This is a genomic window from Nonomuraea sp. NPDC049269, from assembly GCF_043197155.1.
GTDB lineage: Bacteria > Actinomycetota > Actinomycetes > Streptosporangiales > Streptosporangiaceae > Nonomuraea.
This window is the reverse complement of record NZ_JBICSO010000013.1, coordinates 302,752-329,169: the sequence shown is the minus strand read 5'-3', so window position 1 is coordinate 329,169 and position 26,418 is coordinate 302,752. Positions and strand designations below refer to the sequence as shown.

Genomic DNA, 26,418 nt, shown 5'->3' with positions numbered 1-26,418 from the left:
GCTTGCTCAAGATGCCAGACTGGGGGCATGGAGATCCCCGTGCGCGCCGCGTCGGACGACGAGGCGGGCTTCTTTCAGGAACACGGATGGGTGCGGCTGCCCGCCCTGGTGCCCCCCGACACCGTGGCCGAGCTCAGGCAGCGGGCGACCGGCTACCTCGCGGCGCGCGAGAAGCAGCGGCGGACACTGGTGGACCAGGCGTTCGGGCAGTCGCGTGACATCGCCGAGAGCGACGAGGCGTTCCGCGCGCTGGCGCTGAGCCCGGCCATGGGCGCCAACGCGACCCGGCTGCTGCGCGGCGTGGAAGCCGTGCGCGTGCAGGTCACGAACCTGCTCGTCAAGGAGCCGGGGGAGCACGCGGCGACCGAGTTCCACCAGGACTTCCCCTGGATGCCGATGGACCGCTCGGCGATGCTGACGGTCTGGCTGGCGCTGGTGGACGTGCCGGCGGACATGGGCTCGCTGCGCTTCTTCAATGGTTCGCACCGGTACGGCGTTCTTGGGCGGAGCTTCACCCGGGCGGGCGACGACCAGCTCAGCCAGCATCCGTGGATCAAGGAACTGGAGCTGTCGCCGCCCCTCGACCTCGTGGCGGGCGACGCGACCGTGCATCACACCCTGACCGTGCACGGAGCGCCCGCCAACCACCGCGACCAGCCGCGCCTGTCGTTCACCGTCACGTACTTCGACGCCGCCTCCCTTTACACCGGCACCCCGTACCAGCAGACGGACGGGCTCGGCCTAGAGGTGAACCGGCCGTTCGACCACCCGAGGTTCCCGTGCGTGTGACCGTGGAAGAGGGCCATGCCTGAGACCGTAAGAGGGCCGGTGGGCGAGCTGGGCGCCACGCTCATGCATGAGCACGTGTTCGGGCTCAGTCCGGAGATTCTCTGGAACTGGCCGGACATCCCGGAGAACTGGGACCTTGAGCAGCGGGCGAGGGAGGCGGCGGCCAAACTGGACGACCTGCGGGCCGAGGGCATCGACACGATCGTGGACCTGACCGTCATCGGGCTCGGCAGGTACGTCCCCGCCGTCCAGCGGGTGGCCGAGCTGACCAGTGTGAACATCGTCGCCGCCACCGGCCTCTACACCTACGACGCCCTGCCTCCATACTTCGGCAACCGGGGTCCGGGCTCGCTGTTCGGCGGGCCCGACCGGCTGGCGGAGTTCTTCGTCCGGGACATCGTTCACGGCATCGGCAGGACCGGGGTCAAGGCGGGCATGCTCAAGTGCGCCACCGACCATCTCGGAATGACCAAGGGCACCGAACGGGTGTTCCGGGCGGTCGCCGAGGCGCACCTGGAGACCGGCGTGCCCATCACCACCCACTCCCACAGCGCCTCCCAGGGCGGCCTGGCGCAGCAGCGGCTGCTCGGCGAGCTCGGCGTCGACCTCACCAAGGTCGTCATCGGCCACGCGGGCGACTCCACCGACGTCGCCTACCTGGAGGAACTCGCCGCCAACGGCTCCTACCTGGGCATGGACCGGTTCGGCATCGAGACGATCTCGCCGTTCGAGGACCGGGTGTCGATCGTGGCGGCGATGTGCGAGCGCGGCCACGCCCGACAAATGGTGCTAAGTCACGATTCCTACTGCTTTAACGACCGGTTTGATGCCGACGTCGTACGACAGCGGCACCCGAACTACCACCTCCTGCACATCTCCCGCGACGTCCTGCCCGAACTGCGCAAGAGGGGCGTCACCGAGGAGCAGATCCACCAGATGCTCGTCGACAACCCCCGGAGGATCTTCTCGTGAGCAACGGCATGATCGAGGACTTCGACGTCGGCTCGGACTGGCACGTCGCCGCGCCGTACGAGTTCCTCGCCGGGCTGCGCCGGGACCGGCCGGTGTTCCACAGCGAGCACCTCGGCGCCTACGTGCTGACCCGGCACGCCGACGTGCGCGCGGCGTACGGCGACCCGAGGCGGTTCTCCTCGGAGGGCTCGCTGACCATCTCCCGCAGCCTCACCCGCGAGACGCGCGACAAGCTGGGCGAGCACGGCTCGTTCCTGTCGAGCTTCGTGGCCAACGTCGATCCGCCCGACCACACCAGGCTGCGGCGCTCGGTGTCGAAGGCGTTCACGCCACGGGCGGTCTCGGCCATGGAGCAGCACTTCCGGCAACTCAACGAGGACCTGCTCGACCGCGTGGCGCCGAAGGGCGCGGCCGACTTCGTCTCCGAGATCGGGCATGAGCCGTCGGTCAAGCTGACCGCCCGGTTCATCGGGGTGCCCGAGGCGGACGAGGCGTTCGTGCAGGCGCACGTGAAGGACTGGTTCCAGCTCTTCCTGTCGCCGCAGCCGCCCGACCGGCAGCTCGAACTCGCCGACAGTTTCCTGGCCTATCTGGACTTCGTGGATCGGCTGGTCGCGTCCCGTGCCAAGGAGCCGCGCGACGACTTCACCTCGCTCATGACCTCGCTGATCGGCTCCGAGCTCAGCCACCGCGAGGTGGTGGAGCTGATCTCCACGATCCTGCTCGGCGGCAACGACACCGTCCCGAACCAGCTCGCCAACAGCGTCCTGCGCCTGCTGCGCGAGGACGCCTGGCCGGTCCCGCCGCCGCTGATCCAGAACGCGGTCGAGGAGTGCATGCGCATCGACGGCGCCGCTCTCGGATCGTTCCGGTACGCCACGACGGATATTTCGCTACATGACGTGATAATTCCGGAAAAGTCGTTGGTGCTGCTCTCCATCGACTCCGCCGCCCACGACGAGACCGTCTTCCCCGACCCGGAGCGGTTCGTCATCGACCGGCCCAACGCCGACGCCCACATGGTGTTCGGCTACGGCATCCACTTCTGCGTGGGCGCCGCGCTCGGCCGGCTGCAACTCCGCACCGCGCTCGACGTGCTCGGCCGCCGCCTGCCCGGTCTCAGACTCGCGGACGAGCCCATCGTCTACCGCAAGTCGATCGTGGGACGGGGACTGACGGCCCTGAGGGTGACGTGGTGAGCGCCGCGCCGGGCCGGTTCGACGGGCGGGTCGCCCTGGTGACGGGCGCGGGTTCGGGCATCGGCGCGGCGTGCGCGGCGCGCCTGGCCGCCGAGGGCGCCTGCGTGGGCGTCCTGGACGTGCACGCGGCCGGCGCCAAGTCGGTCGCCACCACGATCCGCGCCAGAGGCGGCACGGCCACGGCGCTCACCTGCGACGTGTCGGACGAGAAGCAGGTGGCCGGGGCGATCGGCGACCTGATCGCCTCGTTCGGCCGCCTGGACGTCGTCCACTCGAACGCGGCCGCGCTCGGCCCCGGCACCTACGGCCGCGACCAGGACCTCGAGTCGCTCGACGTGGAGGTCTGGGACCGCACGATGGCGGTGAACCTGCGCGGCGCCCTGCTCATGGTCAAGCACGCGGCCCCCGTGATGGCCGACGGCGGCGCCTTCGTCCTCACCTCGTCGGTCTCGGGCCTCCTGGGCGACGTGGCGCACGTCGCCTACGGCACCTCCAAGGCGGCGCTGACCGGTTTCGTGCGCTACGTGGCCACCAAGTACGGCTCGCGCGGCATCCGCTGCAACGCCGTCGCCCCCGCCCTGGTCCTGACCGACGTGGCCGCGCAGGCCCTCGGCCGGGACCGGCTGGCCGACAAGGCGGCCGAGCGCCTGCTGCCCTGGGCCTGCACCCCGGAGGACGTGGCCGACCTCGTCGCCTTCCTCACCTCGGGCGAGTCGCGGTGCATCACGGGACAGACCATCGTCATCGACTCCGGCACCCTCGCCCACCGCCCCGAGCATGCCCTGCGCCAATGGCGCGACGCCGCTGAATGACTCTAGGGTTCTTCAAGCGGATCAAAGGGGGATGTATGGAGCCGGTGTCGGTCGGTTTGATCGGAGCGGGGCCGTGGGCGGAGCGCGCGCACGCGCCGATGCTGGTCAAGAGTCCGTATCTCCGTTTCGCCGGGGTATGGGCGCGCCGTCCGGAGGCCGCCGCCGGGCTGGGGGCGCCGGTGTTCGAGCGGATCGAGGAGCTGTTCGACGCGTGCGAGGCCGTGGCGTTCTGCGTGCCGCCGGGCGTACAGGCCGAGTTGGGGGTGCGCGCCGCGCGGGCCGGGAAGGCGCTGCTGCTGGAGAAGCCGCTCGCCGACTCACTGGAGAACGCGCGGCGCCTCGCGGACGCCGTGCGCGAGGCCGGGGTGGCCTCGCAGCTCGTCCTCACCATGCGCTACACCACGCAGGTCAGAGAGTTCCTGGCGCGCTGCGCCGGCATCGAGGCGTTCGGCGGCCACGCCGCGAACATCTCCAACGTCCTGCTGGGCGGCCACCCCTTCGGCACCCCGTGGCGGCTCCAGCGCGGCGCGCTCCTGGACGTCGGGCCGCACGTGATCGACCTGCTCGACGCCGCGCTCGGCCCGGTGACCGGCGTACGCGCGCACGGGAACCCGCTCGGCTGGACCGGCCTGCTGCTCGACCACGAGGGCGGCGCGGTCAGCGAGGCGTCGCTGAGCATGGCCGCCGCCGGCGACCTGCCGCCATCGAGCATCGCGGTGTACGGCAGAACGGGCAACGCGGTGCTGCTGCCCGGCGACGACGATCCGTTCGCGACCATCGCCGAGGAGTTCGCGCGGACCGTACGCCAGGGCGGCGGACACCCGCTGGACGCGGCCCACGGGCTCCGGCTGCAGCGGATCATCGCCGAGGCGGAGACCCAGTTGGCCACCCCTTGACTTAGCTTCCATCCGGAGCATTGATAGCGTCTGTCCGACGCGCAGAGTTGCAGCGAAGTCCGGTGCGAGTCCGGCGCTGTCCCGCAACTGTCATAGCCAGGTCGCCTGCCTCCGCGCTGACGTCATCAACCCTCGTGGAAAAGGGTGATCCGTCGCTCTCAGCGGGTCTCTCGGTTCCGACAGTGTGAAAGGACTTCTCGTGAGGCCCGTACGCACGGCCTTCGCGGGCGCGCTGCTGGGAACGCTCGTTCTGACCGGATGCGGCCAGAACAGCACTACCACCACCCCGTCACCCGCGAGCTCAACCGGCTCGACCGGCTCCACCGCCTACCCCGTAACGGTCGAGGCGGCCAACGGCAAGGTCACCATCGCCAAGAAGCCGGAGCGGATCGTCTCGCTCTCCGCCAGCCACACCGAGACGCTCTTCGCCATCGGCGCGGGCCCCCAGGTCATCGCGGTGGACGACCAGTCCAACTACCCGGCCGGCGTCCCCAAGACCGACCTGTCCGGCTTCAAGCCGAACGTCGAGGCCATCGTCGCCCAGAAGCCCGACCTGGTCGTCGTCTCCAACGACATCGACAAGGTGGTCGCCGAGCTGGGCAAGCTGAACGTGCCGGTCCTCCTGGAACCGGCCGCCACCAAGCTCGACGAGGCGTACGACGAGATCACCGACCTCGGCGCCGCCACTGGCAACACCGACAAGGCCGGACAAGTCGTGACAGGCATGAAGACGGCCCTGGACAAGCTCGCGGCGAACGCCCCCAAGGGCAAAAAACTCACCTACTACCACGAACTCGACCAGACCCCCTACGCTGCGACGTCGAGCACGTTCATCGGGCAGATCTACGGCATGTTCGGCCTCACCAACATCGCCGACAAGGCGCCGGACCCGGCGGGCGGTTATCCCAAGCTGTCGGCGGAGTTCGTCGCCCAGGCCGACCCCGACCTGATCTTCCTGGCGGACGTGAAGTGCTGCCAGCAGAGCAGGGACACGCTGGCCAAGCGGCCCGGCTGGAAGGGACTGTCGGCCATCAAGAGCGACCAGGTGATCCAGCTCGACGACGACCTCGCCTCGCGCTGGGGCCCGCGGGTCGTCGACCTGGCCCAGTCCATCAGTGACGCGGTCGCCAAGGCGGCCACCCGCTAGTGAGGTCCAGCCTGATGTGGACGGTGGGTGCGCTGGGCGTGCTCGCCGTCTCCATGGTGGCCGGGCTGCTCGGCGGGGCCGCCGACATCTCGCCGTGGCAGGTGGTGCTCCAGGCGGTCGACTGGCTGCCGTACGTGCACGTGGACTCGGGGCTGGCGCCCGTGGAACAGGGGCTGCTGTTCGAGCTGCGGCTGCCCAGAGTGCTGGTGGCGGCCGTGGTCGGCGGGCTGCTGGCCATCGCGGGGGCCGGCTACCAGGGGGTGTTCCGCAACCCGCTGGCCGACCCGTACCTGCTCGGCGCCGCCGCCGGAGCCGGGCTGACCACCACCGTGGTCATCGTGCTCGTGCCGACCCCCGTGGTCGGCATCCCGGTGGCCGCCTTCGTGGGGGCCGTGGGCGGGGTGTTCCTGGCGTACGTGCTCGGGAACACCGCCGGCCGCGCGGGCGGCACCGCCACGCTGGTGCTCGCCGGGGTGGCCGTCACCTCGTTCCTCACCGCGATCCAGACGTTCATCCAGCAGTTCAAGGTCGAGGAGTTGCAGCGCATCTACTCCTGGATCCTGGGCGACGTGGGCGGCGGGTGGGACCAGTTCTGGCTGGTGCTGCCGTACGCCGTCGTCTCTTCGGTGCTGCTGCTCGCGCACGGGCGGATGCTCGACGTGCTCTCGGTGGGGGACGAGGAGGCCACCAGCCTGGGCGTGCGGGCCGGTCGGGTCCGGCTGGCGGTCCTGCTGGCCGCGTCCCTGGCCACCGCGGCGGCCGTGGCGGTGAGCGGTCTCATCGGGTTCGTCGGCATTGTCATCCCGCATGTGGTCAGGCGGCTGGCGGGCGGCTCGTACCGGATCGTGCTGCCGCTGTCGCTGATCGGCGGCGCCGCCTTCCTCGTGCTCGCCGACCTGATCGCGCGCACCGTCATCGCCCCCGCCGAGCTGCCCATCGGGGTGGTCACCATGTTCGTCGGCGCGCCGTTCTTCGTGGCCATCCTCCGCATGACCCGGCAGACCGCCACATGACCGGCACTTCTGACCGGGCGGATGGTCACCCGACCGGCACCACTGACCGGGCGGACGGTCACCCGACCGGCACCACTGACCAGGCGGACGGTCACCCGACCGGTGCCACTGACTCGGCAGCGGCCCTGCCGGGGCGGATGATCGAGACCAGCGCTCTCTCGGTTCGGCTCGGCGAGCGCGAGGTGCTCACCGACGTCGATCTGTCGGTCCGGCGCGGCGAATGGCTGGCGATCATCGGCCCGAACGGCGCCGGAAAGTCCACCCTGCTCAAGGCCGTCATGGGCGTCGTCGCCCACCGGGGCGACGTCACAGTCGGCGGCCGGGCCGCGCGCACGCTCCGGCCGAGAGACAGAGCCAGGCTGGTCGCCTACGCGCCCCAGACGCCCTCGTTGCCGCCCGACATGACCGTGTACGACTACGCCCTGCTCGGCCGCACCCCGTACATCCCCTACCTCGGCAGGGAGAGCCGCCACGACCGGGAGGTCACCGGGTCGGTGCTCGAACGGCTCGACCTCGCCGAGTTCGCCGAACGCCGGCTGGGGGAGCTGTCCGGCGGCGAACGGCAGCGCGTGGTCCTGGCCCGGGCGCTGGCCCAGCAGGCGCCCGCGCTCCTGCTCGACGAGCCCACGACCGCGCTCGACCTCGGACACCAGCAGCAGGTCCTGGAACTGGTCGACCGGCTCAGGCTCGCCGACGAGCTGACCGTGGTGACGACGCTGCACGACCTGACCCTCGCCGGGCAGTACGCCGATAGGCTCCTGCTGCTCGCCGGCGGCCGGGCCGTCGCCGCCGGGCAGCCGGGACAGGTGCTCACGGAGGCGCTGGTCGGCACGCACTTCGACGCCCGGGTGGAGATCTCACTCGGTCCCGGCGGGCGGCCCGTCGTGCACCTGGTCAGAGGCGGCTCGTGAGGGGGATCTGGTGAAGCTGGCGTATCGGGTCGAGGACGGGGTGCGGCTCGGGTCGCTGCTGTGGGAGTTCGGGCCTGGGTGGCGGATGATCTCCTCGGCGCTCCTGGGCGGGGGGATCGGGGAGCGTACGTGGGTGCTGAACGCGCAGGTCGTGGCAGGTTACTCGCGGATGGACCCGGTTGATCACCTCCGCGAGCTCGGTCCTGACGGCCTCGGGGTGGGCATGATGACGGCGGCCTCGGTGGAGCGGTACACGCGGGCGGTGGACGGGGAGGTGGAGGTCGTGGCGACGGTCGGATTACGCGTCCCCACTTGGGCCGCCGCCCCCGAAGGCGCCCCCGACCCCGAACTGGCCCCGATGCTCGCCGAGCCTGCCGCCGCCGGGCCGCCCGTGGGGACGATCAACCTGATGGCCGTGGTGCCGGTCGCGATGACCGATGCCGCCCTGGTCAACGCCGTGATGACGATGACGGAGGCCAAATCGCAGGCGCTGATCGAGGCGGGCTTCCCGTGCACCGGCACCGCCTCGGATGCCCTCTGCCTGGCCGTACGCGCTGACGGTCCGGAGGAACTCTTCGGCGGCCCACGCTCGACCTGGGGCGCCCGCCTGGCCCGCGCCGTCCACTCCGCCGTCCACCGGGGCGCGGCCTCCTGGCACCCCCGCACCTAGCTCCCCGGGTTTGGCTCACCGCGCCTACCTCACCGGGTCTTGCCGGCGTGTCAGGCCGTAGTCCTCCTGGGCGCCCCGCTCTGTGACGTGGCCTGCGGCGAGGTCGGCGAGTACCGCCTCAAGGTCTCGCTCGTGCGGGGAGCCCATTCCGCCCCCGCCCGTCGTCTCCACCACGAACGCCTCACCCGCGGCGAACCGCACATTGTTCACCTTCGACGCGAGCCGCTCGACCGTCCCGTCCAGGTGCCGTTTGAAGAAGCCGCCGAGCCGTCCCGGCAGCCCGCCGTCGCGTCCCGGCGGGGCCAGGCGCAGCCGGTCGCCGCGCGTCGTGACATGGCAGTCCGCCAGGAACCGGTACACGGTCCGCGACCCCAGCCCCCCACGATGCCGCCCGGGGCCGCCGGAGTCGGGGATGGTCTCGATCGACTCGACGACCAGCGGGCAGCGGCTCTCCACCGGCTCGACCTGCGGCACCGAGTTCCGGCCGATGCCGAAGTGCACGCCTGTCGCGTCCGGCCCGTCGAGCCCCTGTCGCGCGCCGACACCGCCGAAGTCGTACGAGAGATGGATCCAGTACGGCGCCCCGACGGCCGCGATGGAGAACGGCTGGAGGATGCCGCTGGGCGCGATGGCCCGCTCCGGAACGGCGTCCGACAGCGCCTGGAAGATGGCCTCCATGGCCGCGTAGATCGGCACGTACCGCCCACCGCACGGGTAGGGGGAGCGGGCGTTGAGCAGCGACCCCTCCGGCAGCCGAACCTCGATCGCGCGCAGGCAGCCGTCGTTCATCGGAATGGTCGGATCGAGGAAGCACCGCACCGCGAACACCGCCGCGGCCAGCGACTGTGACGCGGACGCGTTGACCGCCGCCGGCACCTGCGGCCCGGTCCCAGCGAAATCCACCACAACCCCCACCTCGGGAACCCGGGGGACCCGCATCCTGGGATCCCCGGGAACCCGCGTCTCGGGAACTCGGGCAATCCCGGGACCTTCGGCAACCCCGGGACTCTCGAGACCTTGCGTCTCGGGCAGCCCGGCGATCACCTCGGGGGCCTGCGGTCCGATGTCCCCCGAGTCGTGCCGTCCGGTGCCATCGGAGGGGTGGTTTTCGAGGGTGAGAGCGACCCGGATGTAGTGGGATTTTTCCTGATCGATCCCGTCGTCGTCGATCGGGTAGGACGCCTCGAAGCGGCCCTCGGGCAGGTCGGCCAGCGCGGTCCGCGTCCTGGCCTCCGTGTAGTCGAGGTAGTCATCGATCCCCGCCGCCAGCCCGTCGGCGCCGTACTCCGAGACCAGCGCGCCGACCCGGGCGGCCGCCACCGCCGTGCCCGCCACGAGCGCCCGCACGTCGCCCATGACCTTGTCCGGGGTACGGCTGTTGGCCCGGAGAATGGCCTCCACCGCCGGTTCGAGCCCGCCGGACGTCGCCAGCCGTACGGGAGGAAGCTGCAGCCCTTCGAGGAAGATGTCGGTGGCCAGCGGCGCCATGCCACCGGCGGACAGCCCGCCCAGGTCCGACACGTGGATCATGGTCGCGGCGAAGTACGCGGGCCGATCCCCGACGAAGACGGGCCGATAGACGAGCAGGTCGTTGGTGTGCACGCCGCCCCGGTAGGCGTCGTTGAGCACGTACACGTCACCGGGACGCATCGTCTCCAGGGGCACGTCCCGGATGAGCTCGGGCAGGGCGACCTTGAGCGCCATGCTGTTCATGAGCGTGGTGGCCATGGAGTGCGCGATCAGCCGCCCGCGCGCGTCCAGGACGGCGGCGGACGCGTCGGACCCCTCGACGATGAACGTCGAGTACGCCGACCGCACCACGACGATGCTGGCCTCCTCGGCGGCGACCACCAGCGCGTTCCGCAGCACCTCGGCGGTCAGCACGTCACTGCTCATGCGGCTCCTCGGTCAGGCGTCCGGCCCGTGCCGGCCGAGTTCGTCAGGTGGACGGCCCGCGCCGGGCCGAGCGCGGCGGTCCATCCGGGTGGCACCACGATCGTGGACTCGGCGTCCTCGATGATCCCCGGGCCGGACAGCACCGCCAGCGTGTCCCGGGTGTGCACCGGCACCTCGGCATACCCGCCCAGCTCGGCGAAGTACGCGAGCCGCGTCCCGACCGGCTCGGAGGAGGTCGCGGGGACCTGAGCGACCGCCGGGCCGTCGGTGGCGGGCAGGGTGACCCGGACCCGGTAGCTGACGATCTCCACCTCGCCCCGCTGCGCGATCCCGTACACCTGCTCGTACCTCTCGAAGAACCGCGCCTCCAGCTCCGCGCGCGCCGGACTCCACGCCACGGTCAGATCATGCGACTGCCCCTTGAACCGCACGTCCACCGACCGGGAGACCCGCACCCCGGGATCCGACGGCGACACCCCGAGATCCGCCGCCGCCGACGCGGCCAGCGCCCCGAACACCTCCGCGGGATCCGTCGCGTCCAGCCGCGACAGCACCCGGTCCGTCGACAGGTCGGCCACCAGCAGCCCGGCCGCCGACGCGACCCCGCAGTGGGCGGGCACCACCACGGTCCCGATCCCGAACCGCTCCGCCACCCGCGCCGCGTGCATCGGCCCCGCCCCGCCGAACGCCACCAGCGCGTACCCACGCGGATCGATCCCTCGCTGCACGGTCACCACGTGCACGGCCGACGCCATCGAGGCGCTGACGATCTCGTGTACGGCATGCGCCGCCGCTGCCCTGGACACCCCGAGCGGCCCCGCCAGCCGGTCCAGCGCCTTGTCGGCGAGCGGCGCGGAGAGCGGGATCGAGGCCGATGACAGGTAGCCGAGCACCAGGTTCGCGTCCGTCACCGTCGGCTCGGAGCCGCCCAGGCCATAGCAGGCAGGCCCGGGGTCGGAGCCCGCCGAGTGCGGGCCGACGCGCAGCGCGCCCGCGGCGTCGAGCCAGGCGATGCTGCCGCCGCCCGCGCCCACCTCCGCCAGGTCGATGGCCGGGGTCTTGATCGGCACCCCGGTCCCGGCCCGCCGCCCGCCGAAGCTGCCCTTGCCACCCACGTGGAACTCGTGCGTGATCTCCGGCCGCCCGTCCCGCACCACGCAGGTCTTGGCCGTGGTCCCGCCCATGTCGAACGAGATGACGTTCGCGAACCCGCTGCCCGCGGCCGCGAGCACCCCCGCCGCCGGGCCGGATTCGATCATGGCGACCGCCCGCCTGGCCGCCAGCTCGGCGGAGATCACGCCGCCGCTCGACTCCATGACGTGGACGGGCGCGCGCACGCCCAGAGAGGCCAGCCGTTCGCTCAGCCTGGAGAGGTACGAGGCCATGATCGGCCCGATATAGGCGGACATGATGGTTGTGGTGGCCCGCTCGTACTCGCGGATCTCCGGCCACACGTCGGAGGAGGTGACCACGTTCTCGATGGATTCGCGCAGGATCGCGGCCACCTGCCGCTCATGTGCGGGGTTGGCGTAGGAATGCAGCAGGCACACCGCCGCCGACGTGATGCCCCGCCGCGCGATCTCGGCCGCCGCCCGCCGTACCGAGTCGAGGTCGAGGGGCGTCAGTACGACCCCGCGCGCCGACACCCGCTCCACCACCTCGAAGCAGTCGCCAGCGGCCACCGGCGGGGGCGGCGGGGTGAAGCGCAGGTCGTAGCGGTCCTCCTCGACCCGGGCGTACCGGCCCAGCGGGATGACCGAGCGGAAGCCCTGGGTGGTGACATAGGCCACCCGAACGCCCTTGCGTTCGAGCACGGCGTTGGTGGCCAGCGTGGTGGCGTGCACGACCCGGGTGACCAGCGCGGGGTCCACGCCCGCGAGTACTCGTGTAACACCGTTCGTGATTCCGGCGATGGGGTCGTAGGGGGTGCTCAAACACTTGGCTACCGTTATCTCGCCCAAAGGACCGCGCAGGACCACGTCAGTGAAGGTTCCGCCCACGTCGACGCCGATCGCGTAGCCCATTCAGGTACCGTAGACGTCCAAGCAAGCGCTTGTCTACGAGCTCATCTATTGACTTCCGGTGGGTGATTGGGACCCTTATTTCTATAACTGTGGAATGGGAGCGGAGATGGCGCGTCTCACAGCTCTGGCCGGGGGTGTCGCGGGGACACTCATGCTGCTCGCACTGCCCGCGGCAGCGCACGAGCACCCCAGCGGGATCACCGACCTGGTGACTCCGGCAGTGGTGCGCGTGGAAGCCTCCTCTCACGTTGAAATCACTCTGCTCGATCACGTGGGCGAGCTGTTGCATGTGGAACGGTCCTACGACATCCCCATAGGCGTGGGTACGGGCATCGTGGTCAACCCCGAGGGTGCCGTCGTCACGCTCACCCGCGTGGTCAAGACCGACAAGGACGTGGCGGTGTACGCCGCCAACAAGATCTACGCCGAGCACCACAAGGTGAAGATCCCGCTCGACTACCAGCGGCACAAGCTCAAGGACCCGCTGCTCCAGCATCACCTGAAAGAGTGCTACCCGCCCAAGACCAGCGTGTCGACCTGCATCATCAACGTCACCACCAACGTCACGATATTTCCGAACGTCTCCCCGGCCGACCCCAAGGGCCTCAAGGCCGACATCGTCAAGGTCGGCTCGCAGCCCGACAGTCCGGCCGTGCTGGTCCCCTCGGGCCGGGTCGTCGGCAGCGTCGGCATGCCCACCGCTCCGCTCGCCGACAAGGTGCCCGACCAGCAGGGCTCGCCCACCAACGTGGCCGGGTTCACCGACCGGCCCGGCGTGAACGTCAAGGAGACGGTGGAGATCGCGCACCTGGGCAAGGGCGGCGGCGGCCAGGACACCGGCCGGCAGTTCTCCGACCCGGAGAAGAAGGTCGACGAGCCCGTGAAGCTCGGCGCTCTGGCCGACCGCGGCCTGCTCGGCGCGCCGGTCATCGGTGACAAGGACGGCCACGTCATCGGCATGCTCATCGGCGGGGGCAAGGACGCCAGGATGATCGGCGTCAGGGAGATCCTCGCCGCGCTGGCCAAGGCCGGGGTCGCGCCGCGCCGTGGCGCCATCGACGCCGCGTTCGAGGCGGCTTTGACCCGCTATCACACCAAGTACTACACCGAGGCCGCGCCGGGCTTCCAGCGCGTCCTGGAGCTCTACCCGGGCAACGTGGTGGCGGCGAACCTGCTGAAGACCTCCCTGCAGAAGCGCGGCGGCCCGGAGGACGCGGGCAGCAAGCAGGCCGTGGCGCCGGCGCCCCGGAGCATGCCGCTCTGGCCGTTCATCGTCACCGCCGCGGTGCTGTTCGTGGCCGCGGGCGCGGGGGCGTTCCTGCTGTGGCGGCGCCGCCGTACCCCTGAGGAGAAACCGGACCAGCCACCACCCCTCGTCGCGGCGGCGGCAGCTGCGGCGGCAGCGTCGGCCACATCGTCGGCGCCGACCTCGCCACCACTGCCGCTCGACGAGGGCGCGAACCAGACCGTCGTGGTCCGCAGGTCGCAGCCCTTCCAGGTGATCCCGAAGCAGCAGCAGGTGCTCACCGCGCAGGACCAGCCGTCGGTCAAATACTGCACCGCGTGCGGAATGCGGCTGGGGGCCGCGCATCGCTTCTGCGGTTACTGCGGCCACCCCATCGAGACGTGATGCCGGTGAATGACAGATCGCTCGTGGGCCAGGAGGTGGCCGGGTACTACATCGAGGACATCGTCGGTAAGGGCGGCATGGCCGTCGTCTACCTGGCGCTCGATCCGAGGCTGAGCCGCCGGGTGGCGTTGAAGATCCTCAACCCGGTGCTCAGCGTCGATGACCGGTTCAGGCAGCGGTTCATCCTGGAGTCCAGGACGGTCGCCAGCATCGAACACCCCAACATCATCCCGATCTACGAGGCGAACGCCGACGTCGACGGCGTGCTCTACATCGCGATGCGTTACGTCGACGGGCTCGACCTGCGCCGCCTCATCTACGACCGGGGAGCGCTGCCGATCGGGCAGGCGAACCAGATCGTCGCCCAGGTGGCCGCCGCGCTCGACGCCGCGCACGCGCACGACCTGATCCACCGCGACGTGAAACCGGCCAACATCCTGCTGGCCGGCGACCACGTCTACCTGACCGACTTCGGCATCACCAAGCACCGTACGTCCATCTCCGGGCTCACCCAGACCGACCAGTTCATCGGGACGCCCCGCTACATGGCGCCCGAGCAGATCAACAAGGAGCACATCGACGGCAGGTGCGACCAGTACGCGCTGGCCTGCGTCGCCTACGAGGCGCTGTCGGGGCGGCTGCCGTTCCCGCGTGACAACGACATCGCGCTGCTCTGGGCGCACCTGGCCGAGCAGCCCACGCCGCTGTCGCAGGTCAGGCCGGAGCTGCCGGTCGAGGTCGACGGCGTGATGATGCGGGCGTTGGCCAAGTCGCCCGAGCAGCGCTACCCGTCGTGCACCGCGTTCGTCACCGCGCTGCGCGACGCGATCAGCGGCCAGCCCGGGGTGCCCCTTCCCACGCAGCCGTCGGCCGTACGCAAGAGCCGGAAAGCCGGCTCCACCGGCCCGAGCCGGCTGCCACTCGTGGTGGCCACGCTGGTCGCGGCCATCGCGGCGCTGACGCTGGTCGTCTTACTCGTCATGACCCAGAAGGGCGACTCCTGGGCCCGCTACCAGAGCACGACCGCCGCCCCGCTCACCTTCGAGTACCCGGCCGACTGGACCGTCAAGACACACGGCGACCTGTTCGCGGTGGCCTCGCCGCATGCCTCCGAGTTCGAGGGGATGTTCGTCTCCGGCGCGGCCGCGGACTGGACCGCGGTGAACCAGGTCATCACCGGCGACACCGACAACGCCGTGGGCGTCTACGTGCAGGTCTCCGACGCGCTCAGCGCCAGCGCGACCGCCGCCCAGATGAAGGCCATGCTCGAAGGGCTGCTGCCCGGCGAGATCGTGGTGGACCAGCCCGTCCCCGACCGGGCGGGCGACAGCGACGCCACGCGGTACGACGGCTCCCTGCGCGACCGCAACAGCGGCAACCGGCTCGGCTTCGTCAGCTACGTCATCGATCGCCGGCCCAAGCCGGTGCTGGTCCTCTACTTCTGCGCCAAGAACCGCTGCGACGACGCCACCGAGGGCCGCGTCCGGCAGAGCGTCCACCTCTCCTGATATCTCACCATGCGGACATGATTGTCGGTTTTGGGCTGGGCTGTATGTATATTTTCCGCTAGAAGACGGTTATGGCGGGAGATATTTCATGCAGGCGTTCCCCAGGGTGCTCTTCGACGAGGCCCACAGCGAGTCGTGGACCATCCGGCGTGACGTCGCGGAGGCCATCAACCCCGCGCACCCCGACGACAACAGCTACGCCCGCGCGGCCGAGCTGCTGCGGCGCCTCGGGCATACGGTGACGGCCCGGCTGGCGGGCCCGCTCGACGCGGGAACGCTCCAGGAGCAGGACGTCCTGGTCATCGCGCATCCGTCGGGGGAGCGGTGGGAGCGCACCACGGGCCAGGGGAGTCCCATGTTCTCGGCCGCCGAGATCGACGCCGTGGAGGCGTTCGTGGCGGGTGGCGGCGGGCTGGTGGTGCTGGCCGAGGAGGAGCAGGACAAGTACGGCAACAACCTGGCCGAGCTGCTGGGACGGTTCGGGGTGGGCGTCGAGCACGCCACCGTGCGGGACCCCGGCCACGCGCATCGCGGGGTGGCCACCTGGGTGCTCGGCGAGCGGGCCACGAGCGACGGGCTGCTGGCGGGCGTCAAGGCCGCCTGCTTCTACCGCTCCGGCGTGCTGACCCTCACTGCCCCGGCCTCCGACGGCGGGGATGCCACCGTGTTGTTCGCCAGCTCGGCGAGCGCGGATCCGGCCGGTGCGGCGCTGGCCGTCGCGGTACGGCACGGGCGGGGCCGGGTGGTGGTGTTCGCCGACTCGGACCTGTTCGGTGACGACTCGATCGACGACTACGACCACCGCGCATTGTGGGGGAACGTGGTGACCTGGGCGGCCCGCGTGCCGGACGACAACGCCGCCGCCTCCCGGGACGAGCGCAAGGCGAGCCTGTTCGCCGACCTCAAGGCGACGGTCGAGGAACTGCGGCCGCTCCAGGTCAAGGACGGCTCTGTGCCCGCCTCCGCCGACAAGCCCCGGGCCAAGGAGCTGGTGGCCACGATCGGCGGCAAGCTGGCCGAGATCTCGCCGTACTTCCCCCAGGACGCCGCCTACCTGGCCGCGGTCCGCGACGATCTGGCCAAGTGGAGTGCCCAGGACCTGGGCGTACCGGACTTCCTGGACTCCCTGCAGCTGTTCCACCCCGACACCCAGCGGGTGGACGGCCTGGAGCACCTGGTCGTCTTCCCCATGTACACCCAGAACGGCAACCCGGACCGCAACCTGGAGGCCGTCTGGCTCCGCACGATCTGGCCGGACTGGCTGGCCGAGCTGGAGTCGTCCGGCTACGACAACCCGATGTTCGTGCCGATCGCCTTCGAGGACTTCACCTCCGGCTACGACACCCACTCGGCGGTGCTCTTCCCCGAGACCGTCGCCGTACGGCAGGCGCCGGAGCGGTTCACCTGGGGCGGCATCTTCGCCGACCGGGAGGCGGCCAGGTTCCGGCGGGTCGCCACGGCCGCCACCGCGACGCTCAAGCTCGACCTGCCGCCCGACGCGGCCCGGCTGCTGGAGTCGCAGCGGCTGGCCCAGGACACCTTCGTCATGTGGGACCTGATCCACGACCGTACCCACAGCCACGGTGACCTGCCGTTCGACCCGTTCATGATCAAGCAGCGCATGCCGTACTGGCTGTACTCGCTCGAAGAGCTGCGCTGCGACCTGACCGCGTTCGGTGAGGCCGTACGGCTGGAGGAGAAGGGCGTGCCGCACGCGCGGTACGTTCAGCACGCGATCCTGTTCGACCGGTTGTTCCGCTTCCCGATCACCGGGGCGCGGGTGCGTAACTACGACGGGCTCGGCGGGCAGTTGCTCTTCGCGTACCTGCACCGCAACGACGTGGTGCGGTGGACCGACAACCGGCTCACGATCGACTGGGCGCGCGTGGCGGGCGGCGTGGCCGACCTGCGGGGCGAGGTCGAGAAGCTGTACCGGGACAGCATCGACCGGTCCAAGCTGGCGCACTGGCTGGCGGCGTACGAGCTGGTGAGCGGGTACGTCGAGCCGAACCCCGGATCGACCTGGGCCAAGGGGATCCAGGCGCTGCCGGAGGAGCAGAAGGCCAAGGTGGACGCGGTGCTGGCGGACGAGTTCCCGCTGAGCATGTTCTACGAGGCACTGCGCCGTAAGCTGGGCGAAGTGGTCGAATCGACTAGGGGGATCCGGGCATGATCATTCTGGTTACGGGTGCCGGCGGGCCCACCGGCCAGGCCGTTTCCGGATTTTTCCGGAAAAATGGGCACACTGTGATCGGGGTCGGCAGGGGCGACGTCGACCTCCTCGACCGCGCGGCCGTACAGGCACTCGCGGACCGGATCTCCGCCGAGCACGGTCACGTCGACGGGGTGGTGCACCTGGTCGGCGGCTGGCGCGGCGCGAAGTCGTTCGCCGAGACCGACCTCGACGACTGGGACGCCCTGCACGACCTGCTGATCCGCACGCTCCAGCACGTCTCGCTGGCCTTCGAGCCGCTGCTGCGCAAGAGCCAGAACGGCCGGTTCGTGATCGTCTCCGCCAAGGCGGCCCAGCACCCCACGGCGGGCGGCGCCCCCTACGCCGCCGCCAAGGCGGCCTCGGAGGCGTGGACGCTCGCCCTCGCCGACGCCCTGAAGGACACCGGCAGCGCGGCGGTCATCCTGGTCGTCAAGGCCCTGGTGAACGACGCCATGCGCGCCGCTAAGCCGGACGCCCGTTTTGCCGGGTTCACCGACGTCAATACGCTGGCTGAGACGATCGGCGACCTCTACGACCGGCCCGCCGCCCAGCTCAACGGCACCCGATTGGACCTCACTCAGTGATCTCCCGGCACGACCCTCAGCTCAGAAGCTTCGCCAGCGACAACTACGCGGGGGTGCACCCGGAGATCCTGCGCGCCATCGCCGACGCCAACGGCGGCCACCAGATCGCCTACGGTGACGACGTCTACACCGAGGCCCTGCGCGAGGTCTTCCAGCGGCACTTCGGCGAGCGGGCGCAGGCGTGGCCGGTGTTCAACGGCACCGCCGCGAACGTCGTCTCGCTCCGCGCCATGACCGCCCAATGGGAGGCGGTCATCTGCCCCGAGACCGCCCACATCCACACCGACGAGGGCGGCGCGCCGGAGGTCGTGGGCGGCATCAAGCTGCTGACCGTACCCACGCCCGACGGCAAGCTCACCCCCGAGCTGATCGACCGCCAGGCCTGGGGCTTCGGCGACGTCCACCGCGCGCAGCCGCGCGTGGTGTCCATCTCCAACACCACCGAACTCGGCACCCTCTACACCCCCGAGGAGATCGCGGCCGTCTGCGCCCACGCGCACGACCGGGGGCTCCTTGTCCACCTCGACGGCTCCCGCCTCACGAACGCCGCCGCCGCCCTCGACGTCCCGATGCGGGCGCTGACCACCGACGCGGGCGTCGACGTCCTCTCCTTCGGCGGCACCAAGATCGGCCTGCTGTACGGCGAGGCGGTCGTGGTGCTCAACCCCGAGGCGGCCACCGGCGTCGACTACCTCCGCAAGACGTTCATGCAGCTGTCGTCGAAGATGCGGTTCGTGTCCGCCCAGTTCGAGGCGCTGCTCTCCGGCGACCTGTGGCTGCGCAACGCCCGCCAGGCCAACGCCATGGGGCGGCGGCTGGCGGCGGCGGTCCGCGACATCCCCGGTGTCGAGGTGCCGCGGCCGGTGGAGGCGAACGCGGTGTTCGCGGTGCTGCCGCGTGAGGTGACGGAGCGGCTGCAGAAGCGGTTCCGGTTCTACACCTGGAACGAGGCGACGGGGGAGGTGCGGTGGATGTGCGCCTTCGACACCACGGAAGCGGATGTGGACGCCTTCGCGGCCGCCATCCGGGAGGAGATGCGCTGACGCGCTCTGTGCCTGACGCGCTCTGTTCCTGAGGGGCTCAGCAGGTGAGGGGCTCAGCGGTTGAGGGGCTCAGCGGTTGAGTGCGAGGCGGGCGGCCTGCCAGCCGCCCATGCCGTGTACCGCGGCCCCGGGCGGCGTGGACGACGAGCAGAGGAACACCCCCGGCAGCGGCGTCCGCCAGGGCGCCACCGACCACACCGGCCGTCGGACGAACTGCCCCAGACTGGCCAGCCCGCCCCCGATGTCGCCACCCACCAGGTTGGGATTGCCCGCCTCCAACTCGGCGGGCCCCATCGCGTGCCTGGCCAGCACCCGATCACGGAACCCGGGCGCGAACCGCTCGATCTGCCCCTCGATGGCGTCCGTCATGTCGACTCGAGACCCGTTCGGCACATGACAGTAGGCCCACAACGTATGCCCGCCCCGGCTGTCATCGGCCGCATACGGCTGTACGAGCAGCACGTACGGGCGCGGCGAGTGCCGCCCGCGCGCCATCTCGGCCTCGCTGAGCGCGATCTCCTCCAGCGTCCCCCCGAGATGCACCGTGCCGGCCGCCGCCACCGCCGGATCCCGCCAGGGCACCGGCCCGTCGAGCGCCCAGTCCAGCTTGAACACCCCTGGCCCGTACCGATAGCGCTCCAGCCCTCTGCGATACCCCGCCGGCAGCTCCGCCATCCGCAGGAACTGCCTGGGGGTCACATCCAGCACCACCGTCTCCGCGTCCAGCTCCCTCAGCCGGCGTACCCGGTGCCCGCTGACCGCCTCCCCACCCAACGCCCTGAACCTGGCCACCAGCGCGTCGGCCAGCACCTGCGACCCGCCTTTCACCATCGGCCACCCCACCAGATGAGCCAGGGCGCCCAGGAGCAGGCCGTACCCGCTCGTGATGGGCGAGCGCAGGTCGAGCATCGAATGAGCGGCCATGCCCGCGAGCACCGCCCGCCCCTCGACGGTCCTGAACGCCCGCCGGGCGAGCGTCGTGACGGGCAGCACCGCCGCCGCCCCGAACCTGGCCGCCTGCGCGAACGCCCGCGGCCGCGGCTCCCACGGCCCGAGCGGCTTGAGCATCAGATCCACCAGCGGCAACCCGGCCCGCGCCGCCGCCCCCACCGTCGCCTGCCACACCGCCGCGTCCCGGCCCAGCCCGGCCGCGGTACGGCGGGCGTCGCGGTGCACGAGTACGGCGGGGCGATCGTCGAGCGGATGAGCGGCGACCACCTCGGGATGGACGAACTCGACCGCCCCGAACCCGTTGATGCCGAGCTCCCGGAAGGCAGGTGAGGCCAGCGCCATCGCCATCACGGTCGCACCCATGTCGTGCACCCGCCCAGGCAGTGTCAGCTCCGCCGACCGCAGCCCGCCCCCGAACTGATCGGCCGCCTCCAGCAGCGTCACCTCGCGCCCCGCCTGCGCCAGCAGAATGGCCGCGACGAGCCCGTTCGGCCCGGACCCCACCACCACCGCGTCGCCACTCACCTCGGCCCCGCCCCTGCTTCGCGCGCCGTCGCACTCACCGCAGCACTGAACCCGTCGCGCGCCCTCGCGCGCTCACAGCAGTCCTGCCCCCGCGCGCTCATTCCAGCCCGCCCTCGCCCGCGTCGCGCGCTGTCGCGCGATCACTTCAGGATCGTCGGGTACGGCTGCGCGCCGCGCTGCTTGAGCATCTCGGTCATGAGCTTGATCTCGCCGGTCTGCCCGCTGATGATCTTCTGGGCCATGCTGACCACCTCGTCCCGCGTGGACAGCTTCAGCAGCCCCCCGGCCATCTGCACACCGCCCTCGTGGTGGCGGATCATCAGCTGCAGATAGAGCACTTCGGCCGCCGTGCCCTGCAACTCCTTGAGCTTGGTCAGCTCGTCCGGCGTGGCCATGCCCGGCATCAGCCCGCCGGCGGCGACAGCCACCGTGCCGGTCCCGCCGTGACCATGCTCGGCCATCCACGCCATCGGCGGCCGGTCGGTGGCCTGATCGAGCCCCCACTGTTGCAACCACCCGATGAACATGCCCCGCTGGTTGGACTGGGTGGTGATGATGTCGTAGGCCAGGTTGCGGACGTCCTTGGACTGCGTCTTGTCCCTGATCGTGAACGACATGTCGACGGCCTGCGCGTGATGCGTGGCCATGTCGCGAGCGAACCCGGCCTCCGCCGAGGTGTCGCCGGGCGTGCCACCGCGGCCCCACACGAGGAAGATCGCCGCTGCGGCGAGGACCAACACGGCGCAAGCGACGAGCAGCGAATTTTTCGCGGGCTTTTCCATGGCTTGTCCAGCGTACCCATCCCTTAGCCGAGGCCGGTACGCGCACTTAGGTCGCTCTTATTCTCCGCATACTGCCCAAGGGCATAGGGTGACCCGGAGTTGGCACGCCGATGGAGGAACGATGACGAAGGAGAAGGCGCAGGCGCGCCGCGAGCATCTGCAGAAGATGCGAGCGCAGCAGAAGAGCAAGGAGCGCCGCGCCGCGCTGCTGATGTGGGGGGCAGGCGGACTCGTCATCGTGCTGCTCGTCGGAGTGGTCGGTTTCTACTTGGTCAAGCAGGCCAAGGAGACGTCACTTGGTGCTGTGGCCAATTACAAGTACGACGCGGGCCAGCACGTCTGGAACGCGGTCACGTACAAGGAGACCCCGCCGGTCGGTGGCGAGCACAACAACTACTGGCAGCAGTGCGCGATCTATGACAAGCCCATCCACAACGAGCACGCCGTCCACTCGCTGGAGCACGGCGCCCTGTGGATCACGTACCGCCCCGACCTGCCGAAGGCGCAGATCGACGCGCTGAAGAAGACGGCCTCCTCGACGGGCCAGCAGGACTACATGCTGGTCAGCCCGTACCCGAACCTGCCCGCCCCGGTCGTGGCATCATCCTGGGGCCACCAGCTCAAGCTGGACAAGGCCGACGACCCGAAGCTCGCGGCGTTCATCAAGAAGTACCAGAACGGCCCGGACACCCCTGAAGCCGGCGCCAGCTGCGGCGGCGCCGACGCCATCACCACCACTGCAGACCAGGCCCCCCTCCCGCCCGAGCCCAAGGGCACCCAGTCCCAGCCCCCGATGGAAACCATCAGCCCCAGCGCCAGCCCCACCAACAAATAACCCCCAAAGCCCTCCCTGACGGTCGGACTGCGCTTCCCAGGGGGCTCCGCCCCCTTCGACCCCTCGAAAAGCATGGTCTTCGCTTTCGCTCAGGCTGCCTTCTCGGGGGCTTCGCCTTTGAGCGGGGGCCTGCCGGCCCCCGCCGCCCCCGGACGCGATCCCGTTGTAATCGGCAGGACGGGGTTTCGCTATTGCCGCTGGTTACCTATGCCGTTTCGGGACGGCAATCGAGATAAGTGTCAGTTTCCCAAGTCGTCTGCACGGCTGTCCTGGGCTTTCGGGCGTCTGTGCAGAGGACTGTGGAGCACCGGCTTGTCCGTGTTCTCTGCGCTACGGTGCAGTTGTTCCCTACTCGCGTGCGCGATGGTGAGGTCCCGGCATGGATGGCGGGCGGGCGCAGATCATTGAGCGGGGCGTGCTGACCGCCCCGGATGAGGCGTCGGACGTGGCGGTAGGCCAGGCGGAGGTGATCGGACGGCTGGCCGCCGAGCCGCGGGTGGGATTGGCGGCCGCGGACGCGGCGGCGGCCGAGCTGGGGATCTCGCGGCGCCAGGTGTACGTGCTGCTGGGACGGTGGCGCGCGGGTGAGGGCGTCGTCTAGGACCTGCTGCCCCGGCGCTCCAGCGGCGGCTGGGGGCGAGGCCGGTTGCCGGCGGCGGTCGAGGCGGTCCTGCGAGAGGTCATCGACGCGCGGTATCTGAACCGGCAGCGGCGATCGGTGGCGGCGGCGGTCTACCGGGAGGTCGTACGCCGGTGCCGGGCCGGCCGTCTGTCAGTGTCGGCGCGCAGAACGCTGGCGCGGCGGATCGAAGCGCTGGATCCGGCCGTCTCGCCGGGCTGTACCATCCGTCGGTCGAGCAGCTGCTGACTCACAACCTCGGCCCGGCGTCTGCACAGTTCGACCGCGGCGCAGACCTGGACTACCAGACGCCCCCCGATCATCGTGCACGCGCTCGCCGCCCGGACCGGCATCGAAGTGGGCCGGCTGCGCCGGATGACGATCACCGGATGCGTGCCGTGGCTGGCAGACACCCTGAATCCCGCCGACGGCTGGCAGGCCTTCTCTGCCTATGTCCGGCAGAACTCGGTGCTACTGCCGCCGGGCCGGGCCGGGCCGGATATCACGTCGCCAAACGCTGGGTGCCCTGGCTGCCCGTGCGCGGCCGCCCGTGGCGGACGGCACGACGGGTCTGCCCCACTTGCTCAGCCGACCGTGGCATCCACCTGCTCGCCGCGCTCACCCTCATGATCAGCTGCGCGGAACACGGATGCCGCCTGGAAAGAATCCATGAGGTTCGCCTGGCCCACCGCTACGGCGAGCCGATGACCCCCGCCCGGTCCCGGACGCCGTCACCGCGCTGGACCGGCTCACCTTCGAAGGCATCGCCACCGGGAGCGTCACACTGCCCTCGCGCACGGTGCACGTCGGGAATGGCTGCGGCTGCTGCGGACGCTGCTGGACGAGGTCGGCATGGTCGCTTCCTGGGCCGGTCCCGGTTCGGCCGCCGTCCTGCACCAGGTCTGGGACGCCGCGGGCTTGCCGTTCCGGGCGGGCCTGTCCTTCTGGCGGCCGTACGAGCGGCTGAGCCCAGCGTGTCAGGAAGCGATGCTGCAGGCGGCGGCCACCGCGGTGCAACTGGCTGCGGACGGGAGGATCATGCCCTGCGGCACGCTCGGCCCGGCGCTGCACCCCGCTACATATCGGCGGTAAGGCAGCGCGTGGGGAGGTTCAGCCCGTGGCAGGCGCCGCTGCCGCGTTGGCGTCGTGTTCGCGCAGCATCCGCAGCACGGTGGCCGGGGACGGGTGCCGGCCCTTCTTCCTGCCCTTGGTGATGACGAGCCGGGCGGCGATATCGCGCAGGCTGAGGTCCTGCTCGCGCAGGTGCAGGGCCATGGACAGCATGGCGTCGTCGGTGACGGCGGCCCCGCCGATGGTCTTGCCGCGGCTGCGGGCGGATTCGTGGCCTTCCAGGGTGCGGTCGCGGATGTACTCGCGTTCCATTCCTGACAAGGCCGCGAGCACGGTGAACACCACGCCCGAGGGGTCGTGGCTGCCTTGCAGCTCGCCGGTGAGGAATTCCAGGCCGATGCCGGCGGCGCGCAGCTGCTCGGCGAGGGCGGCCAGGTCGAGGCCGCGGCCGAGCCGCTTGTGCTCGTGCACCACGAGGGTGACCGCGATGCCCGCCGATCGCAGTTCGCGGGCCAGGGTGACGGCCTTGTGGAGTTCGGGGCGGGTGGTGGCGCGGGTGGAGATCTTCTCGGCGAAGACGCGGGTGACGCCGGCGGCCTGGAGCGCGTCGAACTGGGTGTCCAGGGACTGGCGGACGGTGGAGGCGCGGGCGTAGCCGATGCGTACGTGCCCGGCCGGTTCGGCGCCCGCCGTGGCCGGGCGGGGCAGCTCGATCCAGGCCGTGCCTGGCTTGCGGACGGCCGGGGTGGCCACGGTGAGCGCCTTGGCGAGCGCGGGCACGAGCCGGAAGCGGGCGGTGTGGTACTGGACGGCAACCTTGCCCTTGCCCGTCCGGCAGGGCGAGCCGGCCGGGGCGGCGCAGGAGGTCATCGGGCAGGCGTGGGCTTCCACACGGAGGTAGTCGTCGTCGCGCACCCCGGAAGTGTTTCATAGGAGCGTTTCAACCGACTACCTGTTTGCACCGACCTATGAAACACGCGTCCATCGGTGGTGCGCCCGGTCCACGTGCCACCCGAACCCAACCCCACCGACCGAACGGTCCTGGGCGGGCCGTGAACCGCCCAGGCGGATTCGGTGGTACGAGCGGAGTGCGCCAAATGGCCATTGACAGTGGGAAACGCCGTCGGGTGGCCCCGCGTAAAGCCGGGCCGCCGACGGCGTTGTCGTTGGTGGATTGGTGGGACCCGGTCCCTGCTGTTACCGGGTTGGGGTTCGCATGCGCCAGACCTGGTTGGAGCGGGGGTGGGTCGGGTCCGAGCAGGTCGCTTGCAGGACGTGAGCGCCGTGGGCGCGGCTGGCGTCCTGGACGTCCAAGCACAGGCCGCTGTGCCGGGCGACGAGCTGGAAGGGATACCCGGTGCCAGACCACTTCGGTCCCGGCACCTGCCGGAGCTTCCATTGCTGGTTGTAGCCGGGATTCCAGCAGGTGGCCTGCAGGACGTAGGCGCCGTGGGCGCGGCTGGCGTCCTGGACGTCCAGGCACTTGTCGCTACTGTGCTTGGGGACGAGTTTGAAGTAGTCGTTGATGTTTCCCACGATGGTCCACTGCTGGTTGTAGCCGGGATTCCAGCAGGTGGCCTGCAGGACGTAGGCGCCGTGGGCGCGGCTGGCGTCCTGGACGTCCAGGCACAGGCCGCTGTGTTGGGCGACGAGCTTGTGGTAGGTCGGGGGCTCCGCCGCGGCCGGGGATGCGGGCAGCGGAGTAACCAGGGTGATTGCGGTGGCCATGAGGAGCAGACCGCGGTTCATGATGTGCATGGGATCACCTTCGGTTGAGCGTTGTGATGATGGCGGTGGAGCCGGCGATGCGGAGGGCGGTGATGGGAACGGCCAGAGCACAAGGGGATGCCGAGGAGCATGGTGGCGGAGAACAGGCCGCCAGTCCGATGGCTTGCGGCCCATAAGAGGACGACACGAGCGCCACAGGACGACGGTCAGGTCCTGCCGGGGACAGCGAGGTCGACCCCGTCGGAGCGCCGGGCCTGGCGTGCGCGCAGCCAGGATCCCAAGGCGACCAGGCCGAGCCCGGTGGCGTAGATGACGAGGTTGACGACGGCGTAGGCCCATTCGGGCTGGTTGGGATCCTTGGCGAAGGCGTCGTAGTCCCCACCGGCCCAGGCCTTGAAGAGCGTCATGGTCTGGAAGGTGAAGACGAAGGAGTGCGCGCCGATGTACGCGAGGTATGCAGCCACCTTCGGCCGGAGGAAGTAGCCCAGCGGCAGGGGGAGCAAGAGCATGACGATGAGTTCCACGGTCGGTCCTTTCCGGCACCGGTTGTTGGTGTGCACCGATCGTGGCCGGGCGGCGAGGTGGGGCACATCCGGGC

24 protein-coding genes and 1 riboswitch are annotated in these 26,418 nt (G+C 70.6%); of the genes, 17 read left to right on the top strand and 7 right to left on the bottom strand.

The genetic code is table 11. The annotated features are described in order from the left end of the window. Positions 1–27: 27 nt before the first annotated feature. From ACGFNP_RS55550 to ACGFNP_RS55510, 9 genes are all read left to right on the top strand, one after another. Positions 28–789 (top strand): phytanoyl-CoA dioxygenase family protein, encoded by a 762-nt coding sequence (locus ACGFNP_RS55550; protein WP_393332447.1) that lies wholly within the window; start codon positions 28–30, stop codon positions 787–789. Between the two features lie 15 nt (positions 790–804). After that, positions 805–1,761, top strand: a complete 957-nt coding sequence (locus ACGFNP_RS55545; RefSeq protein ID WP_358318191.1) for a phosphotriesterase-related protein — start codon at positions 805–807, stop codon at positions 1,759–1,761. Beyond that, positions 1,758–2,960 (top strand): cytochrome P450, encoded by a 1,203-nt coding sequence (locus ACGFNP_RS55540; protein WP_393332443.1) that lies wholly within the window; start codon positions 1,758–1,760, stop codon positions 2,958–2,960. The genes ACGFNP_RS55545 and ACGFNP_RS55540 overlap by 4 nt, the downstream gene beginning before the upstream one ends. Further along, positions 2,957–3,772 carry an SDR family NAD(P)-dependent oxidoreductase gene (locus ACGFNP_RS55535; protein WP_393332440.1) on the top strand — a complete coding sequence of 272 codons (816 nt, stop codon included), beginning with the start codon at positions 2,957–2,959 and terminating at the stop codon, positions 3,770–3,772. Before ACGFNP_RS55540 ends, ACGFNP_RS55535 begins: the two co-directional genes overlap by 4 nt. A gap of 35 nt (positions 3,773–3,807) precedes the next feature. Beyond that, on the top strand, positions 3,808–4,668 hold the full coding sequence (locus tag ACGFNP_RS55530) for a Gfo/Idh/MocA family oxidoreductase (protein WP_358318194.1): 861 nt from the start codon (positions 3,808–3,810) through the stop codon (positions 4,666–4,668). 7 nt (positions 4,669–4,675) lie between these two features. Then, positions 4,676–4,796, top strand: a riboswitch (cobalamin riboswitch). Between the two features lie 71 nt (positions 4,797–4,867). Next, complete coding sequence (locus ACGFNP_RS55525; protein ID WP_393332436.1) at positions 4,868–5,815, top strand: ABC transporter substrate-binding protein; 948 nt, start codon at positions 4,868–4,870, stop codon at positions 5,813–5,815. Positions 5,816–5,829: 14 nt separating this feature from the next. Then, the gene (locus ACGFNP_RS55520; protein ID WP_358318196.1) at positions 5,830–6,828 is read left to right on the top strand and encodes an iron ABC transporter permease; all 999 of its coding nucleotides are present in this window, start codon (positions 5,830–5,832) and stop codon (positions 6,826–6,828) included. Next, the gene (locus ACGFNP_RS55515; protein WP_393332431.1) at positions 6,825–7,739 is read left to right on the top strand and encodes an ABC transporter ATP-binding protein; all 915 of its coding nucleotides are present in this window, start codon (positions 6,825–6,827) and stop codon (positions 7,737–7,739) included. Before ACGFNP_RS55520 ends, ACGFNP_RS55515 begins: the two co-directional genes overlap by 4 nt. Positions 7,740–7,749: 10 nt before the next feature. Then, positions 7,750–8,409, top strand: a complete 660-nt coding sequence (locus ACGFNP_RS55510) for an adenosylcobinamide amidohydrolase (protein WP_393332428.1) — start codon at positions 7,750–7,752, stop codon at positions 8,407–8,409. Between the two features lie 24 nt (positions 8,410–8,433). On the opposite strand, the gene ACGFNP_RS55505 is transcribed toward ACGFNP_RS55510, so the two are convergent. Both ACGFNP_RS55505 and ACGFNP_RS55500 read right to left on the bottom strand, forming a co-directional pair. Beyond that, the gene (locus tag ACGFNP_RS55505) at positions 8,434–10,305 is read right to left on the bottom strand and encodes a hydantoinase B/oxoprolinase family protein (RefSeq protein WP_393332425.1); all 1,872 of its coding nucleotides are present in this window, start codon (positions 10,303–10,305) and stop codon (positions 8,434–8,436) included. Beyond that, on the bottom strand, positions 10,302–12,329 hold the full coding sequence (locus tag ACGFNP_RS55500; RefSeq protein ID WP_393332422.1) for a hydantoinase/oxoprolinase family protein: 2,028 nt from the start codon (positions 12,327–12,329) through the stop codon (positions 10,302–10,304). The genes ACGFNP_RS55505 and ACGFNP_RS55500 overlap by 4 nt, the downstream gene beginning before the upstream one ends. A 106-nt stretch (positions 12,330–12,435) precedes the next feature. Between ACGFNP_RS55500 and ACGFNP_RS55495 the strand changes: the two genes are divergently transcribed. The 5 genes from ACGFNP_RS55495 to ACGFNP_RS55475 all read left to right on the top strand — a co-directional run bounded on the left by ACGFNP_RS55495 (position 12,436) and on the right by ACGFNP_RS55475 (position 19,309). Beyond that, entirely contained in the window at positions 12,436–13,959 is a 1,524-nt protein-coding gene (locus ACGFNP_RS55495) for a hypothetical protein (protein WP_358318201.1), read from the top strand. Then, positions 13,959–15,467: a serine/threonine-protein kinase gene (locus ACGFNP_RS55490; RefSeq protein WP_358318202.1), complete on the top strand. Its 1,509-nt coding sequence runs from the start codon at positions 13,959–13,961 to the stop codon at positions 15,465–15,467. Before ACGFNP_RS55495 ends, ACGFNP_RS55490 begins: the two co-directional genes overlap by 1 nt. 88 nt (positions 15,468–15,555) lie before the next feature. Next, positions 15,556–17,640, top strand: coding sequence for a DUF6421 family protein (locus ACGFNP_RS55485; protein WP_358318203.1), 2,085 nt, complete (start codon positions 15,556–15,558; stop codon positions 17,638–17,640). Beyond that, the gene (locus ACGFNP_RS55480) at positions 17,637–18,266 is read left to right on the top strand and encodes an SDR family NAD(P)-dependent oxidoreductase (RefSeq protein ID WP_358318204.1); all 630 of its coding nucleotides are present in this window, start codon (positions 17,637–17,639) and stop codon (positions 18,264–18,266) included. The genes ACGFNP_RS55485 and ACGFNP_RS55480 overlap by 4 nt, the downstream gene beginning before the upstream one ends. Further along, positions 18,263–19,309 (top strand): threonine aldolase family protein, encoded by a 1,047-nt coding sequence (locus tag ACGFNP_RS55475; RefSeq protein WP_393332419.1) that lies wholly within the window; start codon positions 18,263–18,265, stop codon positions 19,307–19,309. Before ACGFNP_RS55480 ends, ACGFNP_RS55475 begins: the two co-directional genes overlap by 4 nt. Before the next feature lie 69 nt (positions 19,310–19,378). On the opposite strand, the gene ACGFNP_RS55470 is transcribed toward ACGFNP_RS55475, so the two are convergent. Continuing rightward, positions 19,379–20,785: a phytoene desaturase family protein gene (locus tag ACGFNP_RS55470; protein ID WP_393332416.1), complete on the bottom strand. Its 1,407-nt coding sequence runs from the start codon at positions 20,783–20,785 to the stop codon at positions 19,379–19,381. Positions 20,786–20,925: 140 nt separating this feature from the next. Next, on the bottom strand, positions 20,926–21,567 hold the full coding sequence (locus ACGFNP_RS55465) for a DUF305 domain-containing protein (protein WP_358318207.1): 642 nt from the start codon (positions 21,565–21,567) through the stop codon (positions 20,926–20,928). 121 nt (positions 21,568–21,688) lie between these two features. On the opposite strand from ACGFNP_RS55465, the gene ACGFNP_RS55460 reads away from it, so the two are divergent. From ACGFNP_RS55460 to ACGFNP_RS55450, 3 genes are all read left to right on the top strand, one after another. Continuing rightward, complete coding sequence (locus tag ACGFNP_RS55460) at positions 21,689–22,402, top strand: DUF3105 domain-containing protein (protein ID WP_393332411.1); 714 nt, start codon at positions 21,689–21,691, stop codon at positions 22,400–22,402. A 379-nt stretch (positions 22,403–22,781) separates the two neighbouring features. Beyond that, the gene (locus ACGFNP_RS55455; RefSeq protein ID WP_393332408.1) at positions 22,782–23,003 is read left to right on the top strand and encodes a hypothetical protein; all 222 of its coding nucleotides are present in this window, start codon (positions 22,782–22,784) and stop codon (positions 23,001–23,003) included. A gap of 870 nt (positions 23,004–23,873) precedes the next feature. Further along, on the top strand, positions 23,874–24,113 hold the full coding sequence (locus ACGFNP_RS55450; RefSeq protein WP_393332405.1) for a hypothetical protein: 240 nt from the start codon (positions 23,874–23,876) through the stop codon (positions 24,111–24,113). An 18-nt stretch (positions 24,114–24,131) separates the two neighbouring features. On the opposite strand, the gene ACGFNP_RS55445 is transcribed toward ACGFNP_RS55450, so the two are convergent. From ACGFNP_RS55445 to ACGFNP_RS55435, 3 genes are all read right to left on the bottom strand, one after another. Further along, positions 24,132–25,007, bottom strand: a complete 876-nt coding sequence (locus tag ACGFNP_RS55445; protein ID WP_393332402.1) for a recombinase family protein — start codon at positions 25,005–25,007, stop codon at positions 24,132–24,134. A 282-nt stretch (positions 25,008–25,289) separates the two neighbouring features. Further along, the gene (locus ACGFNP_RS55440; RefSeq protein WP_393332399.1) at positions 25,290–25,850 is read right to left on the bottom strand and encodes an RICIN domain-containing protein; all 561 of its coding nucleotides are present in this window, start codon (positions 25,848–25,850) and stop codon (positions 25,290–25,292) included. Positions 25,851–26,026: 176 nt separating this feature from the next. Then, entirely contained in the window at positions 26,027–26,344 is a 318-nt protein-coding gene (locus tag ACGFNP_RS55435) for a hypothetical protein (RefSeq protein WP_393332397.1), read from the bottom strand. Positions 26,345–26,418 lie beyond the last annotated feature (74 nt).

Excerpts from the sequence above, each read along its gene's own strand:
- ACGFNP_RS55550 (WP_393332447.1), top strand. The coding sequence starts at position 28 with ATGGAGATCCCCGTGCGCGCCGCGTCGGACGACGAGGCGGGCTTCTTT.
- ACGFNP_RS55545 (WP_358318191.1), top strand. The coding sequence starts at position 805 with ATGCCTGAGACCGTAAGAGGGCCGGTGGGCGAGCTGGGCGCCACGCTC.
- ACGFNP_RS55530 (WP_358318194.1), top strand. The coding sequence starts at position 3,808 with ATGGAGCCGGTGTCGGTCGGTTTGATCGGAGCGGGGCCGTGGGCGGAG.
- ACGFNP_RS55520 (WP_358318196.1), top strand. The coding sequence starts at position 5,830 with ATGTGGACGGTGGGTGCGCTGGGCGTGCTCGCCGTCTCCATGGTGGCC.
- ACGFNP_RS55515 (WP_393332431.1), top strand. The coding sequence starts at position 6,825 with ATGACCGGCACTTCTGACCGGGCGGATGGTCACCCGACCGGCACCACT.
- ACGFNP_RS55505 (WP_393332425.1), bottom strand. The coding sequence starts at position 10,305 with ATGAGCAGTGACGTGCTGACCGCCGAGGTGCTGCGGAACGCGCTGGTG.
- ACGFNP_RS55500 (WP_393332422.1), bottom strand. The coding sequence starts at position 12,329 with ATGGGCTACGCGATCGGCGTCGACGTGGGCGGAACCTTCACTGACGTG.
- ACGFNP_RS55495 (WP_358318201.1), top strand. The coding sequence starts at position 12,436 with ATGGCGCGTCTCACAGCTCTGGCCGGGGGTGTCGCGGGGACACTCATG.
- ACGFNP_RS55490 (WP_358318202.1), top strand. The coding sequence starts at position 13,959 with ATGCCGGTGAATGACAGATCGCTCGTGGGCCAGGAGGTGGCCGGGTAC.
- ACGFNP_RS55485 (WP_358318203.1), top strand. The coding sequence starts at position 15,556 with ATGCAGGCGTTCCCCAGGGTGCTCTTCGACGAGGCCCACAGCGAGTCG.
- ACGFNP_RS55480 (WP_358318204.1), top strand. The coding sequence starts at position 17,637 with ATGATCATTCTGGTTACGGGTGCCGGCGGGCCCACCGGCCAGGCCGTT.
- ACGFNP_RS55465 (WP_358318207.1), bottom strand. The coding sequence starts at position 21,567 with ATGGAAAAGCCCGCGAAAAATTCGCTGCTCGTCGCTTGCGCCGTGTTG.
- ACGFNP_RS55460 (WP_393332411.1), top strand. The coding sequence starts at position 21,689 with ATGACGAAGGAGAAGGCGCAGGCGCGCCGCGAGCATCTGCAGAAGATG.
- ACGFNP_RS55455 (WP_393332408.1), top strand. The coding sequence starts at position 22,782 with ATGGATGGCGGGCGGGCGCAGATCATTGAGCGGGGCGTGCTGACCGCC.
- ACGFNP_RS55450 (WP_393332405.1), top strand. The coding sequence starts at position 23,874 with ATGGTCGCTTCCTGGGCCGGTCCCGGTTCGGCCGCCGTCCTGCACCAG.
- ACGFNP_RS55440 (WP_393332399.1), bottom strand. The coding sequence starts at position 25,850 with ATGCACATCATGAACCGCGGTCTGCTCCTCATGGCCACCGCAATCACC.